This is a genomic window from Arthrobacter humicola, from assembly GCF_022803015.1.
In the GTDB taxonomy this organism is placed as follows: Bacteria; Actinomycetota; Actinomycetes; order Actinomycetales; family Micrococcaceae; genus Arthrobacter; species Arthrobacter humicola_A.
Window position 1 is genome coordinate 389,236 of sequence record NZ_JAFKON010000003.1, and the last position, 13,362, is coordinate 402,597.

The 13,362-nt window shown below is 67.4% G+C and carries 13 protein-coding genes; 5 read left to right on the top strand and 8 right to left on the bottom strand.

Annotated elements, in window-relative coordinates; genetic code table 11:
- Nucleotides 1-16 precede the first annotated feature (16 nt).
- The 6 genes from ARTB_RS09205 to glnA all read right to left on the bottom strand — a co-directional run bounded on the left by ARTB_RS09205 (nucleotide 17) and on the right by glnA (nucleotide 6,394).
- A complete protein-coding gene (locus ARTB_RS09205; RefSeq protein ID WP_243179476.1) occupies nucleotides 17-217 on the bottom strand; it encodes an AsnC family protein in 201 nt (66 codons plus the stop codon).
- A 43-nt stretch (nucleotides 218-260) separates the two neighbouring features.
- A complete protein-coding gene (locus ARTB_RS09210; RefSeq protein ID WP_243179478.1) occupies nucleotides 261-908 on the bottom strand; it encodes an MBL fold metallo-hydrolase in 648 nt (215 codons plus the stop codon).
- A 70-nt stretch (nucleotides 909-978) separates the two neighbouring features.
- Nucleotides 979-1,494 (bottom strand): GNAT family N-acetyltransferase, encoded by a 516-nt coding sequence (locus ARTB_RS09215; RefSeq protein ID WP_243179480.1) that lies wholly within the window; start codon nucleotides 1,492-1,494, stop codon nucleotides 979-981.
- A 49-nt stretch (nucleotides 1,495-1,543) separates the two neighbouring features.
- Entirely contained in the window at nucleotides 1,544-1,960 is a 417-nt protein-coding gene (locus ARTB_RS09220) for a VOC family protein (protein ID WP_026266248.1), read from the bottom strand.
- Between the two features lie 72 nt (nucleotides 1,961-2,032).
- Nucleotides 2,033-5,044 (bottom strand): bifunctional [glutamine synthetase] adenylyltransferase/[glutamine synthetase]-adenylyl-L-tyrosine phosphorylase, encoded by a 3,012-nt coding sequence (locus ARTB_RS09225; RefSeq protein WP_243179481.1) that lies wholly within the window; start codon nucleotides 5,042-5,044, stop codon nucleotides 2,033-2,035.
- 9 nt (nucleotides 5,045-5,053) lie between these two features.
- Complete coding sequence (gene glnA, locus ARTB_RS09230; RefSeq protein WP_028275859.1) at nucleotides 5,054-6,394, bottom strand: type I glutamate--ammonia ligase; 1,341 nt, start codon at nucleotides 6,392-6,394, stop codon at nucleotides 5,054-5,056.
- A 262-nt stretch (nucleotides 6,395-6,656) separates the two neighbouring features.
- On the opposite strand from glnA, the gene panB reads away from it, so the two are divergent.
- The 3 genes from panB to ARTB_RS09245 all read left to right on the top strand — a co-directional run bounded on the left by panB (nucleotide 6,657) and on the right by ARTB_RS09245 (nucleotide 8,998).
- Nucleotides 6,657-7,622, top strand: a complete 966-nt coding sequence (gene panB / locus ARTB_RS09235) for a 3-methyl-2-oxobutanoate hydroxymethyltransferase (protein ID WP_243179484.1) — start codon at nucleotides 6,657-6,659, stop codon at nucleotides 7,620-7,622.
- Between the two features lie 205 nt (nucleotides 7,623-7,827).
- Nucleotides 7,828-8,217, top strand: a complete 390-nt coding sequence (locus ARTB_RS09240; protein ID WP_028275861.1) for an SHOCT domain-containing protein — start codon at nucleotides 7,828-7,830, stop codon at nucleotides 8,215-8,217.
- Between the two features lie 22 nt (nucleotides 8,218-8,239).
- Nucleotides 8,240-8,998 carry an MBL fold metallo-hydrolase gene (locus ARTB_RS09245; RefSeq protein ID WP_028275862.1) on the top strand — a complete coding sequence of 253 codons (759 nt, stop codon included), beginning with the start codon at nucleotides 8,240-8,242 and terminating at the stop codon, nucleotides 8,996-8,998.
- 51 nt (nucleotides 8,999-9,049) lie between these two features.
- On the opposite strand, the gene ARTB_RS09250 is transcribed toward ARTB_RS09245, so the two are convergent.
- Both ARTB_RS09250 and ARTB_RS09255 read right to left on the bottom strand, forming a co-directional pair.
- On the bottom strand, nucleotides 9,050-11,095 hold the full coding sequence (locus tag ARTB_RS09250; protein ID WP_243179510.1) for a phage holin family protein: 2,046 nt from the start codon (nucleotides 11,093-11,095) through the stop codon (nucleotides 9,050-9,052).
- A gap of 144 nt (nucleotides 11,096-11,239) precedes the next feature.
- A complete protein-coding gene (locus tag ARTB_RS09255; protein WP_018772367.1) occupies nucleotides 11,240-11,404 on the bottom strand; it encodes an SPOR domain-containing protein in 165 nt (54 codons plus the stop codon).
- Nucleotides 11,405-11,507: 103 nt separating this feature from the next.
- Here ARTB_RS09255 and map point away from each other — a divergent pair, with 103 nt between their 5' ends.
- A complete protein-coding gene (gene map, locus ARTB_RS09260; protein ID WP_243179512.1) occupies nucleotides 11,508-12,386 on the top strand; it encodes a type I methionyl aminopeptidase in 879 nt (292 codons plus the stop codon).
- 98 nt (nucleotides 12,387-12,484) lie between these two features.
- Complete coding sequence (gene ppgK / locus ARTB_RS09265) at nucleotides 12,485-13,288, top strand: polyphosphate--glucose phosphotransferase (protein WP_223916650.1); 804 nt, start codon at nucleotides 12,485-12,487, stop codon at nucleotides 13,286-13,288.
- Nucleotides 13,289-13,362: the final 74 nt, after the last annotated feature.

The following is a 13,362-nucleotide window of genomic DNA, read 5'->3' on the forward strand; positions in this document are numbered from 1 at the left end:
AGCGCTTTCCAGCACCTCAGCGCTTTCCGTACTTCTTGTGCACGGCCTGCTTGCTGACGCCAAGGCACACTGCAATGGCCTCCCATGACAGTCCGGCCTGCCGGGCACGCAGCACCACTTCGCTTTCCGTGCGTGCCAGTTCTTTGTGGAGTTCCGCCACGGCGTAGAGCGCCTCGGCCGGCCCTTTGCCGTCCAAGGAACCTATCAATGTCTGCATGAAGCACCTCCTGCGTCAACGTTAGTTGACGCAGGGAGAGGCGTCAACCCTCGTTGACGGCGAGAAGCCGGCGTAATTCCCCTACGGGATCGGGGATCTCCGGTCCGTGGGAAAAGAGCATCCTGTCCGGCTCCAGCAAGCTCAGTCTCAGAAGCGACTCTTCGGCCCGCGCAGAGTCCGCTGTAAACTGCTCCGGCGCCCGTCGCATCACACCTCCGGCTGTCCCCACAGCGTCCCCTACGAACAGCAGTCCGTCGTCATGCAGCAAGCTGATGTGTCCTGCCGTGTGGCCAGGCGTCTGCACGATCTGAATATCGCGGATCCTGTCACGTTCCACGAGCGGGCGCAGCGGCACCGCGGAAGGAATCTGGGAAACGTCCGCAGCGCCCGTCCAGATCGCTGCCAACGGGCTCCGTTCCACGACTTCGCCGAGGCCGCCGACGTGGTCCGGATGCCAATGGGTGAGGACGACGTCGGTGATGTCACTCCATGCTGCCCCGACACGGTCCAAGGCCGCCGCAATCGCATCCGCGCTGCCCTTGAGGCCCGTATCGATCAACAGCAATCCCCCGGTGTGCGGCACAAGGAAACAACGTACGTCCATGGTCAACTCAACCGGTCCTGCCAGCCCGGCGGGGATGTGGAGCTCCTGGATGACCGGTTCTACCTGCATCTGCGAGTGACCCATCATGCACCTTTCCAGCGGCTGATCGTGGTTCAATACTGAGGCACACACCGTCCCAGTCAAGATGCGCTTTCGGTCAGAATGCCCGGTACATGATGCGCTGCGGGCCGGCGTCGCCGCCTTCGTAGCGGCCGCGGTCCTCGAATCCGGCCTTGCGGTATGCGGCTTGGCCGCCGGGGTTCAGTTCGTTGACGGAGAGTACGACGCCGGCCTGGCCGCTGCCGAGGTCCGCCGTCAGTTTGGCGGCCTCCCGCACAGCGGCCTCCGCGGCGAGGGTGCCGAGGCCCTTGCCCTGCTGCCGCCGGTCGATCAGGAAGCCCCGCAAAAGCCAGGCCGTGTGGTCCTCTGGCCAGCCCGCGAGGGTCGCCGCCCCAGCCTGGAGCGTCAGGACTCCCACGGCGGCCCCGTTCTCATCCACGGCGAACGGGTGCCGGGACTCTTCCTCGAGCCCGATCAGCATCATCCGCAGCGGGTCCCCCACGAACTTCTGCTGCCCTGCGCCGAGCTCCAGCAGCGCGATCTCCCCAAGCTTGATGGCCCGGGCGTCGTCGTCGAGATTCTTCAAAGGCAGCAGCCATACATGTCCAGACATGTAGACAGCGTACCCGCGCCGGCGGCGCCCGCCGCCTCCAGGAAAGGGGCTACAGCGCAGCGTCCTTGGGCGGTCCGGCCGGATCCATCCAGAAGACTTCCCAGAGGTGCCCGTCCGGGTCCTGGAAGCTGTGCGTGTACATGAAGCCGTAGTCCTGGGCCTCCTCCGATGCCGTGCCCCCGGAGGTCAGGGCGGTACGGATGACCTCGTCCACGGCTTCGCGGCTCTCCAGCGAGAAGGACATGATGACCTCGGCGGTGCCGGCCGTAGCGGCGACGGACTTCGAAGTGAAGGTCTTGAAATAGGACTCGACGAGCAGCATCACGTACGCGCCATCGTTGACGATCATGCAGGTGGCGTTCTCATCGGTGAAGTCGGGGTTGAAGGAAAATCCCAGCGCCGTGAAGAATTCAACGGTCTTATCCAGATTCCGGACGGGAAGGTTCACAAAAAGTTGCCTGGCCATTGGCCCAAGGTAGCACCGCCCGCAGCATGTGTCAGTAGGCCCTGTCAGCAGCCGGCAGGCCGTCGTCGGGCCCTATTGGCCGTAGAAGACCCGCTCGAAGACCGCCCGGGCGCGCCGGCTCAACCGCAGGTAGTCCTCCTCCAGCGCCGCGGCATTGCCTTGTCCGTAGCCGCACCAGCGGGCTACCGCCTCAAGGTCGCGGCGGGAGGAGGGCAGCAGGTCCGAGGGCCGGCCGGTCCAGATGACGTTGGCCGAACGGATCCGGCTCGCCAGCCGCCAGGCCCGCAGGAGGATAACGGTGTCCCCCGCGTCCATCAGGTCCAGGGCCGCGGCCGCCTCGAGCGCGTCCACCGTGGACGTGGTCCGCAGCTCCGGGTGCCGGCCGGCGTGCCGGAGCTGGAGCAGCTGGGCCAGCCACTCGACGTCACTCAGCCCGCCCCGGCCAAGCTTCAGGTGACGGGCAGGATCGGCGCCGCGCGGCAGGCGCTCCGCCTCGACCCTGGCCTTGACCCGCCGCACCTCCCGGACGTCCTGGTCGGACAAAGACTCCGGGTACCGGATGGTGTCGATCAGCGCCACGAAATCCTCGGCCAGGGCGTCGTCGCCGGCCATGGGGCGAGCCCGCAGCAAGGCCTGGGCCTCCCAGACCAGGGACCACCGGCGGTAGTACTCGGCATAGGACTCCAGGGACCGCACCATGGGCCCGCTCTTGCCCTCGGGGCGCAGGTCCGCGTCCACCGCGAGTACCCGCTCGGCCAGGATCGCCGGTTTGAGCGGCTGGGTCAGCAGGCTGGAGAGCTTGCCCACGATCTGCAGGGCCTGAGCCTGTGCCTCCTCTTCCGGCACGCCGGGGAGTCCGCGGTGGACATACATGACGTCGGCGTCCGAGCCGTAGCCGATCTCCCGGCCGCCCTGACGGCCCATCGCAACGACCAGCACGTGGGTCTTCAGCGGTTCCCCGGCGGTGATGATCGTCTCCGCCACGCGGAGGGCCCCCAGCACGGCGGCCCGGTCCGTGTCGGCGAGGGCTTCCCCCACCTGGTCCTGCTCCAGCAGCCCGGCGCTGTCCGCGATGGCGACCCGGAGGATTTCCCGGCGCCGGATCAGCCGGATCAGCCGCATGGCGCTCTCCGGGTCCGCGTGCCGGGACATCTTCGAGGTGATTTCGAGCCATTGGGATTCGAAGCTCAGCGGCACCAGTTCCTTGTCCGTGCCCAGCCACGCCACTGATTCGGGCGAAACCTCCAGCAGGTCCGCGATCAGCCGGGAGTTGGCGAGCACGTGGCAGAGCCGCTCGGCCGCGGCCGTCGAATCCCGGAGCATGCCCAGGTACCAGTGGGTTGTGCCGAGGGCCTCGCTGACGCGCCGGAAGGCGAGCAGCCCGGCGTCGGGGTCCACGCCGTCGGCGAGCCAGTCCAGCAGGATGGGCAGGAGCTGGCGCTGGAGTGCGGCGCGCCGGCTCACGCCGGCGGTGAGGGCCTCGATGTGCCGCATGGCGCCGGGGGGATCGAGGTAACCGAGGGCGGCGAGGCGGCCCTGGGCGGCTTCCGGGGTCAGGCGTGCCTCTTCGCTGCTCAGGGTGGCGACGGTATTGAGCAGGGGGCGGTAGAAGATTCGTTCGTGGAGTTCCCGCACGGAGCGCTTGGTTTTTCGCCATGCGGCGACCAGGGCGTCCGGCTTGGGCCGCTCGGCGGAGAAAGGTCCCAGCACCGCCTTCGCGAGGGAGCGCAATGACGCTTCGTTCACCGGCATAAGGTGCGTCCGGCGCAGCTGGAACAGCTGGATCCGGTGTTCGAGCAGCCGCAGGTAGCGGTAGTCGCGGTCGAACTCCGCGGCGTCCGAGCGGCCGATATACCCGCCGGCGGAGAGCGCGGCGATGGCCGAGGTGGTGTCCCGGCAGCGCAAGGATTCATCCGACTTGCCGTGCACGAGCTGCAGCAGCTGGACGGTGAATTCGACGTCGCGCAGCCCGCCGCGGCCCAGCTTGATCTGCCGCTGTTCCTCATCGGCTGGAATGTGCTCGGTGACGCGGCGGCGCATGGCGCGGACGGATTCGACAAAGCCCTCCCGGCCGGCCGAAGACCAGATCAGGGGCGTCAGGGCTGCCTCGTAGCGGGCCCCCAGGACGGTGTCGCCGGCGATGGTCCGGGCCTTCAGGAGGGCCTGGAATTCCCAGCTCTCGGCCCAGCGCGCGTAATAGCTCTCGTGCGAGGCGAGGGTCCGGACCAGCGGCCCCGAGTTGCCCTCGGGCCGGAGGTTCGCATCGACTTCCCACAGCCCGGGTTCGCGGCTCGTGGACATGATCGCGCGCGAGATCCCGGAGGCGAGGACGGTGCCGATGGTCGTGGCCCGGGTCTCTTCCAGCGCGCCGGACTCGATCACGTAGATGACGTCGACGTCGGAAATGTAGTTCAGTTCGCGGGCACCGCACTTGCCCATGCCGATCACGGCGAGGCCGACGTCGGCCACCTCCGCGGCGTCGAACTTCTCCGCCGCCTCGGCCCGGGACACGGCGAGGGCCGCCTCGAGCGCAGCGCCGGCGAGATCCGCCAGTTCCGCACCCGCGGCCGGCATGAAGTCCAGCGGATCGGCCGCGCACAGGTCCTTGATGGCGAGCTCCACGAGCCCGCGCCGGTAGGCGGTGCGCAGGGCCGCGTAGGCTTCCTGACCGCTGAGGGCCGCCACCGGCCGGGCAGACTTGGGATCGGCCCGCACCGACTGCAGCAGCCGCGTCCGCAGGGCCACGGCGTCCGCGGGCATCGGTTCCGGACTGACCCGCACGTCGAAGGCATCGAGGTGTTCGGGGTGGCGGATGAGGAACTCGCCCAGCGCCTCGGAGGCGCCCAGGACCCGGTACAGCGGTTCGCTGCTTTCCGGGTCCGCGACGGCAAGCTTGCGCAGCTCCGGGTGCTTCTCGATCAGCCGGACCAGGGACTGCAGGGCCGTGTCCGGGTTGGCCGCCAGCTGCAGCCCCGCAAAGAGGGCATCCTGGTCGAGTCCCTCCAGTTCCCGGGCCGCCAGGAACCGCTCGCCCTTGTCGAGATCGCTGAAGCCGGCGGCAATGAGGCGTCGTGCCAGGCTCATCGGGGCATCCTACAGAATGCCGAGATTGCGCTGCAGTTCGTAGGGCGTCACCTGGAGGCGGTAGTCCTGCCATTCTGCACGCTTGTTGCGCAGGAAGTGCTCGAACACCTGCTCGCCGAGGATCTGCGGCATGAGCTCGGAATCCTCCATGGTCCGGATGGCGTCGTGCAGGCTGGCCGGCAGCGGGTCGTGTCCCATGGCGCGGCGTTCCGCCGAGCTCAGCGACCAGATGTCGTCCTCGGCCGCCGCGGGGAGCTGGTAGCCCTCCTCGATGCCCTTGAGGCCGGCACCGAGCAGCACGGCGTAGGCCAGGTAGGGGTTGGCGGCGGAGTCGATGCCACGGTATTCGATCCGCGCGGACTGGCCCTTGCCGGGCTTGTACAGCGGGACGCGGACCAGGGCGGAGCGGTTGTTGTGGCCCCAGCTCAGGTAGCTCGGCGCCTCTCCCCCGCCCCAGAGCCGCTTGTAGGAGTTGACGAACTGGTTGGTCACGGCCGTGAATTCGGGGGCGTGCTTGAGGATGCCGGCGATGAACTGGCGCGCCGTCTCGGAAAGCTGGAACTCGGAACCGGCCTCGTAGAAGGCGTTGGTGTCCCCTTCGAAGAGGGAAAAGTGGGTGTGCATGCCCGAACCCGGGTGGGCGGTGAAGGGCTTGGGCATGAAGGTGGCATAGGTGCCCTGCTGCAGCGCGACTTCCTTGATGACCGTGCGGAACGTCATGATGTTATCCGCGGTCTGCAGGGCGTCGGCGTAGCGCAGGTCGATTTCGTTCTGGCCCGGGCCCGCCTCGTGGTGGCTGAATTCCACCGAGATGCCCACCGATTCGAGCATGGTCACGGCGGTCCGGCGGAAGTCCTGGGCAACGCCGCCCGGGACGTGGTCGAAGTAGCCGCCCTCGTCCACGGGGATCGGTGATCCGTCCGGGCCCGGCTCCTGGGACTTGAGCAGATAGAACTCGATCTCGGGGTGGGTGTAGCAGGTGAAGCCCATGTCCGCGGCCTTGGCCAGGGTGCGCTTGAGGACGTTGCGCGGGTCCGCGGCGGAAGGTTCGCCGTCGGGGGTCAGGATGTCGCAGAACATCCGCGATGTGGCCTCGGTCTCGCCGCGCCAGGGCAGGATCTGGAACGTGGCCGGATCCGGCTGGGCCAGCATGTCGGATTCGAAGACGCGGGCCAGGCCCTCGATCGAGGAACCGTCGAATCCGAGTCCTTCCTCGAAGGCGCCTTCCACCTCGGCCGGGGCCAGGGCTACGGACTTGAGCGATCCCACGACGTCGGTGAACCACAGGCGCACAAACCGCACGTCGCGCTCTTCGATCGTCCGCAGGACAAACTCTTGCTGGCGGTCCATACTGGCCTCTTTCCGGTTCTTCCATCCGCCCCAGGCCCGGCATTCATGGGCCCCGCGGCTGCTCACGGTTCACTTTACTAAGCATTGCCACCGATTGCTGAAGCCGGACCCCCGCGTAACACACCGTTAACACAAAGCCGGACGAATTCGCGGCGGGAGGGGCTATTGTGCCGCCACGCAGGCCGCCCGTGTGACGTGATTCACGCCGGGCGGGGGCAACCCGCGGTAGCTGCGGCACTTCGTCTCGCACTACGCTCGTGGCATGGCCTCAAGTAACAGCTCCGATTCCAGCACGCCCGCAGAACTTGCGGCCCCCTACGGCAGCGGCCCGGCAGCGGCTTCAGCGGCCGCCTCTTCGGGCACGTCGGCCAGTGGCACAGGCGGGACCGCCGACGGCGGCACCGGCGGGACTGCGGAGGCGGCCCGGAAACCGGCGGCCAGGATCCGTACGCATCATCTCCAGGCGGCCAAGGTGAACGGTGAACGCTTCGCCATGCTCACTGCGTATGACCAGTACACCGCAGAAATCTTTGACCAGGCAGGCATCGAGGTGCTCCTGGTCGGCGATTCGGCCTCCAACAACGTCTTCGGCAACGAAACCAGCCTTCCCGTGACGGTGGACGAGCTCCTTCCGCTGTGCCGGGCCGTCGCCCGCTCCGCACGGCGGGCCCTGGTGATCGCTGACCTGCCGTTCGGCAGCTACGAGGTCTCCACCCAGCAGGCTGTTGCCACCGGAGTCCGGTTCCTGAAAGAGGGCCTGGCCCACGCCGTCAAGATCGAAGGCGGAAAGTTCTACGCCGAAACCGTCCGCGCCATGGTCCAGGCCGGCATCCCCGTCATGGCGCACATCGGTTTCACCCCGCAGAGCGAACACTCCCTCGGCGGCTACCGCGTCCAGGGCCGCGGAGATGACGCCCAGCGGTTGATCGACGACGCCGTCGCGCTGGCCGACGCCGGCGCGTTCAGCGTGCTCATGGAAATGGTCCCGGCCGCCACGGCAGCCGCCGTGGATGCCGCCGTCGACGTCCCCACGGTCGGCATCGGGGCCGGGAGCGCCACCACCGGACAGGTTCTAGTGTGGCAGGACATGGCCGGTTTGCGCGGCGGAAAGATGGCGAAATTCGTCAAACAGTACGCCGACCTCCGCACGTCGCTCAGTGACGCCGCAAAAGCCTACGGCGACGACGTGCGCTCAGGCCAGTTCCCCGGCCCGGAACACTCCTTCTAGTTCCGCTCCAGCGAGCCCCTGACCTTCCGGATCCGGGGACTCTTTTGCAAGACCTCATCCTTCACGGGCGATGCGTTGCGCCTCAGGTGCGGGCAGGCTGACCAATAAGGTCTGCATTAGGACCTCAAGATGTTCCGCCGGCCCGGACGGTTTCATGCGCTAAGCGCAAGGTCAGGCTGCGGCGGACACGATTCGAGGAGTATCGATGGACACGAATAGCTTCTGGGACGTTCTGCTCTGGAGTTTCTGGTTCTTCATCTGGATCGCTGCGCTGATGGTGTGGTTCCGCTGCCTGATGGACTTGTTCAGCGACCACGAGCTCAGCGGCTGGGCCAAGGCCGGCTGGGTTATCCTGCTGATCTTCGTTCCCTGGCTCGGCGCCCTCATCTACCTGATCGCCCGGGGCCGGAGCATGACCGATCGTCAGATGAAGATGCTGGCCCAGCAGCAGGCTGCCCAGCAGGAGTACATCAAGCAGGCCGCAGGCTCGACGGCCAGCCCGGCCGGCCAGATCGCCGATGCCAGGGCGCTGCTTGATTCCGGAGCCATCAACCAGACCGAGTTTGATTCCCTCAAGGCAAAGGCCTTGGCCTGACACGAAAACGGGCACGCCCGACATGAGAATCACCTGGCTTGGTCACTCCACGGTGGTTCTGGATCTCGACGGGGTTCGGATCCTGACCGATCCGCTGCTCCGTTCCCATGCCGGGTTGCTCCGACGCCTGGCACCGCGTCCGGACCCGGTCTCGTGGGACCGACCGGACGCGGTGCTCCTCTCCCACCTGCACCACGACCACGCCGAGTTGCGCTCCCTGCGCATGCTGCGCGGGGCACCGCTGATGAGCGCGCCGGCGAACGTGGCCTGGCTGCGTCGCCGAAAGCTGGCGCACACAGTTTCCTTGGGCGACGGCTGGACCCCAGTCGGCAGCGGCGTCCAGATCCGCCAGGTGCCGGCCGAGCATCACAGCCGGCCAATGCCGCACCGACCCAACGACGCCAATGGCCAACTCGTCCGCGGCCAATCGGGCATCGTGTGGATCGCGGGTGACACGGGCTTGTTCCCGGAGATGGCCGCGCTCCCCGCCATGGCTGGAGGGCCGATCGATGTCGCCCTGGTGCCGGTCTGGGGGTGGGGGCCGAGGCTCTCGGCGGGACACCTGACTCCGGAAACCGCCGCCCGGGCTGTCGCGATGAGCGGCGCACGGTTCGCCCTGCCGGTGCACTGGGGGACGCTGCACCCTCCGTTCGTCACCTACTTTGCCCGGAGCTGGCTCGAGCGGCCCGGCCACCGGTTCGCCACTGCCGTGGCGGAACAGGCTCCCGGCTGCACGGCAGTCGTCCTCGCTCCCGGCCAGTCCTGGGTCGCGCCCTCGTAAGCCCCTGGCCCCGGATTGGACCCGCCCGGGGGAAATCCCCCAGTTGGTCGCTCAGCCGCGGGACGCCGTCGTGGCGCGCTGGCCACAGGACTCAAGCATCGCCACCAGCACCTGGTGGAGTTCCCCGGCACCCTCGATCCGCTCGGGCAGCCCCGCCATGAGATCGGCCGGGCCCATCAGCACGGCGCGGTCCTGCCAACCCCCCAGACCCCCGTGGGATCCCACGAGGCCTTCGAACGCTGCAACGTCGCCGGTCACGGGATCCACCGCGCTGTTGACATAGAGGTCCGGAGCCTCGGGGTGCATCAGCGCGAGATTCAGCACCCGCGCCGCATGCGGCCCGAATCCGGCCAGCGGGTCGGTGCCCTCCACCGCCCCGCTGGTGATATTGACGCGCCCGCCGCTTCCGATCGCCCACGCCCCGCCCTCTTCATCGATGCCGGCCACGAATCCGACGCCGGGATGGCCCGCCAAGCCAGGGACCAGGGCAGGCCACCGATGCTCGAGGGCTTGGAGACTCAGGCGCCGGTCACCCCGCAGGTACACCAGGCCCAGGTTGCCCGAGCCCAACACGACTACCGGATCCTCCGCGCTGCCTGGGCCGGAAGTCTGCTGTGCCGGCGTCTCTTGTGCCTTGGTCAGCACCTTGTCGGCGCGGCCGGCGAGCTTCCCGGACAATCCGCCAGTGGCAACGTCGCCGGCGATGGAGTCCGCGCGCCCGAGTCCCTCGACGGACGCGTCCACGTTCTGAACGTGTTCCTGCATCAGTTCCGCGCACAGATCACCAAGCGCCTGGTCATACCTGTCCGCGAACGGCGTGCCCTGGGACTGGCCGTGGTCCGAGAGCACCACCAGCCGGTAGCGGCGGGGAGCGGACCCGGCGAGTTCGGCCAAGGCGCCGAGCGTGCGGTCCAAGCCATCCAGGGCTGCAAGCGACTCGGGGCGGAACATGCCTGCGTGGTGGGCAATCTCGTCGTAGTCAACGTAGTCGACATAGATGCTCTTCGTGCCGCGACGCAGCTCCTCAGCCACCAGCGCCGTGTTCAGGTCCCGAAGCAGACCGTTGGTGACTGCCCGCAGAAGGGCGAAGGTCCAGTCCCGCCGCACCCGCGGGTTGAGGTCACGTTTGACCTGTCTCCGGGCCTGCCAACGCTCCTTGAAGATCTCGCCGACGGTCCGCGTGAAGCTGCGCATGAAGCCGTTCGGGGTGGCAAAAAACCAGGCGAACGCCCGGCGGGTTTGGGTCGAGCCGCGCCGGACCTCTACCCGGCTCATCGTCAAAAACGAGCGGGGCGCGTCACCGGTGAACAGGTTCGAGATGGAGACGCCGTCGTCGCAGAGCAGTCCCTGGCCGGTGCTGTGTCTGTCCTCAATCACCCGGGCGTCTGCCGGACGGTTGGCCACCAGGACGCGTTGGAGCTCACGGTCATACCACCGGAAGGCCGGGATCCCGTCGACCGTGCCGTGCAGAATGCCCATCTGGCTCGCCGGCGTCGTGCAAGGCAGCTGGGGAGTCCATTCACGGAACTGGTAATCTCCCGAGGCCAGCCAGCGGCGGAGATGGGGCACTCCCCCGGACTGGATTGCCCACTGCAGCACCGGGAAAGGCACCCCGTCGAGTTGGACGAACAGGACACCGTCAACCTCCGGATCGGTCACCGTTTCCTGCCGGCGTGCCCGTCCGGCCAGCGAGGTGATGAGGCCGTCATCGGTTCCGGCTGTGGTGGCCCACGAAATGAGCGTGCCCACGACGGCACTGACCCAGGTAGCGGCGAGGGCTGTCAACGGCGTCGACTCGATGCCGGGCACCAGACGGATGGCGACGTACATGATCAGGGCCTGCCCCACCAGGGCGGTGAGAAGCACTGCTACCCAGCCCACCCTGGCCGAGATCTCCACCAGCACGGGGCGCAGGACCAGGCCGACGAGGCCGGCTGCCGCCGCCACGGCGGCGTATGACCACCAGCTGGCCGCAGAGAACCCTGGCAGCAGGGCGCCGGTGATGATGAGGGCAACAGTCGAGGCAGCCCAGGCGAGGGCCAGCCTGGCGAGGTCTGAGATTCGGGCGCCGCGGGTGCGGGCAACGCGCGTCGGCATTTTCCCAGTATGGCTGTCGGCAACCGGCTCGCACCCACCCTCACAGGGTGAGAATCAGGGGCTGGGAAAAATCAGTCAGCCTGTGCGGTGTCGTGCCCGCGATCGCCGGGGGACGTTCCCGCGGGCGCAGCAGGCCCGTACGGGCTAGTCGTCCTCGTCCTTGTCCCAAGCCTCATTGCGCGCCTTGACCTTTTCCAACGCGTGTTCGGCTTCCTCACGGGTCTTGTACGGTCCGATCAGCTGGCTCCAGTCGGACATCGCGTCTTCCTCGATCTCGTGGGTGTTGACGTTGTACCAGTATTCGGGCATCGGGGCTCCTTCATGGCCCGGAGCGTGTCCGGGCGTGTTTTCCGGGGTGTGTTTTCCGGGCTGCATTTTCCGGGGCGAGCCCGGCTACTTATATGATCAATCTATGCCTTCTCTAGCCTCAACTGCACCCATCGGCACGCTGGTCCCGGGGACAGTGAGCCCGCAGCTTCCCGTGCCGCCGTCCATCCCGCGTCCGGAATATGTGGGCAAGCCGGCTCCTGCGAAGTTCACGGGGTCCGAGGTCAAGTCGGCGGAGACCATCGAGAAGATCCGGATCGCCTCCAAAATCGCCGCCCAGGCCATCGTGGAGGTCGGCAGGCACGTCGAACCCGGCGTCACCACCGACCAGCTGGACCGGGTGGGCCATGAGTTCCTGCTGGACCACAACGCTTACCCCTCCACCCTCGGATACCGGGGCTTTCCGAAGTCCCTGTGTTCGTCCCTCAACGAGGTCATCTGCCACGGCATCCCGGACAGCACGGTGGTCCGGGACGGCGACATCCTCAACATCGACATCACGGCCTTCATCGGCGGCGTCCATGGCGACACCAACTACACCTTCCTGGTCGGCGACGTCGACGAGGAATCCCGCCTCCTCGTCGAGCGCACCCGGGAATCGCTGAACCGCGCCATCCGGGCCGTGGCTCCCGGACGCGAAATCAACGTGATCGGCCGGACCATCGAGTCCTACGCAAAGCGCTTCGGCTACGGCGTGGTCCGCGACTTTACCGGGCACGGAGTTGGCGAAGCCTTCCACACCGGGCTGATCATTCCGCACTATGACGCGGCCCCGGCATACAACACCACCATGGAAACCGGTATGGTGTTCACGATCGAGCCAATGCTGACCCTGGGCACCGTTGACTGGGACATGTGGGCCGATGACTGGACCGTCGTGACCCGCGACCGCAAGCGCACCGCCCAGTTCGAGCACACCCTGCTCGTGACGGAGTCCGGTGCCGAGGTCCTCACGCTGCCCTGACCGCCCGCTCCACACGCTAGTTCCCGGAACCACCCCGCTCTTTCACCACCGGCCCTGCCCGGTCACTACAGCCCGCCCCTGCCACGAACGGAACGACATTGGCCAAGAAGGACGAAAAGTCGAAGAAGAACGCCCCCCTGATCGGCATTGACATCGGTGGGACCGGAATCAAGGGCGGGATCGTGGACCTGAAGAAGGGGAAGCTAATCGGCGACCGGGTGCGCTTCCCGACGCCGCAGCCCTCCACCCCTGAGTCCGTGGCCGAAGTCGTCGCGCAGGTTGTCGCCGAGCTCTCTGCCCGCTCCGATGCCCCCGACGCCAGCAGCCCCGTGGGAGTGACCTTCCCCGGCATCATCCAGCACGGTGTGGTCCATTCGGCCGCGAATGTGGACAAGTCGTGGCTGGAAGCCGACATCGATGCCATGCTCACGGCGCGTCTCGGCCGCCCGGTGGAGGTCATCAACGACGCCGACGCCGCCGGACTCGCCGAGGCCCGCTTCGGTGCCGGCGAGGGAGTCGCCGGCACGGTGCTGGTGATCACCCTTGGCACCGGCATCGGCTCGGCGTTCATCTTCGATGGGAAGCTGGTTCCCAACGCCGAACTCGGCCACCTGGAGATCGACGGATTCGACGCCGAGACCAAGGCCTCAGCCGTGGCCCGTGAGCGCGAGGGCCTCAGCTGGGAACAGTACAGCGTCCTGCTGCAGCGCTACTTCTCCCACGTGGAATTCCTGTTCTCCCCTGAGCTCTTCATTGTGGGCGGCGGCATCTCCAAGCGTGCGGACGAGTACCTGCCGCACATGAAGCTGCGGACGCCGATCGTCCCGGCCGAGCTGAAGAACGACGCCGGGATCGTGGGCGCCGCCATCGAGATTGCCCTCAAGCACAAGCTGGCCAAATAAAGGCCCATCGCGGGATTAAAGCCAATTGAGCTATCACTCCGGGCCGTTCTGAACGCTGGGAACGACCCGGAGTG

Excerpts from the sequence above, each read along its gene's own strand:
- map (WP_243179512.1), top strand. The coding sequence starts at position 11,508 with ATGCCTTCTCTAGCCTCAACTGCACCCATCGGCACGCTGGTCCCGGGG.
- panB (WP_243179484.1), top strand. The coding sequence starts at position 6,657 with ATGGCCTCAAGTAACAGCTCCGATTCCAGCACGCCCGCAGAACTTGCG.
- ARTB_RS09245 (WP_028275862.1), top strand. The coding sequence starts at position 8,240 with ATGAGAATCACCTGGCTTGGTCACTCCACGGTGGTTCTGGATCTCGAC.
- ARTB_RS09205 (WP_243179476.1), bottom strand. The coding sequence starts at position 217 with ATGCAGACATTGATAGGTTCCTTGGACGGCAAAGGGCCGGCCGAGGCG.
- ARTB_RS09250 (WP_243179510.1), bottom strand. The coding sequence starts at position 11,095 with ATGCCGACGCGCGTTGCCCGCACCCGCGGCGCCCGAATCTCAGACCTC.
- ARTB_RS09220 (WP_026266248.1), bottom strand. The coding sequence starts at position 1,960 with ATGGCCAGGCAACTTTTTGTGAACCTTCCCGTCCGGAATCTGGATAAG.
- ARTB_RS09225 (WP_243179481.1), bottom strand. The coding sequence starts at position 5,044 with ATGAGCCTGGCACGACGCCTCATTGCCGCCGGCTTCAGCGATCTCGAC.
- ARTB_RS09215 (WP_243179480.1), bottom strand. The coding sequence starts at position 1,494 with ATGTCTGGACATGTATGGCTGCTGCCTTTGAAGAATCTCGACGACGAC.
- ARTB_RS09210 (WP_243179478.1), bottom strand. The coding sequence starts at position 908 with ATGATGGGTCACTCGCAGATGCAGGTAGAACCGGTCATCCAGGAGCTC.
- ARTB_RS09255 (WP_018772367.1), bottom strand. The coding sequence starts at position 11,404 with ATGCCCGAATACTGGTACAACGTCAACACCCACGAGATCGAGGAAGAC.
- ARTB_RS09240 (WP_028275861.1), top strand. The coding sequence starts at position 7,828 with ATGGACACGAATAGCTTCTGGGACGTTCTGCTCTGGAGTTTCTGGTTC.
- glnA (WP_028275859.1), bottom strand. The coding sequence starts at position 6,394 with ATGGACCGCCAGCAAGAGTTTGTCCTGCGGACGATCGAAGAGCGCGAC.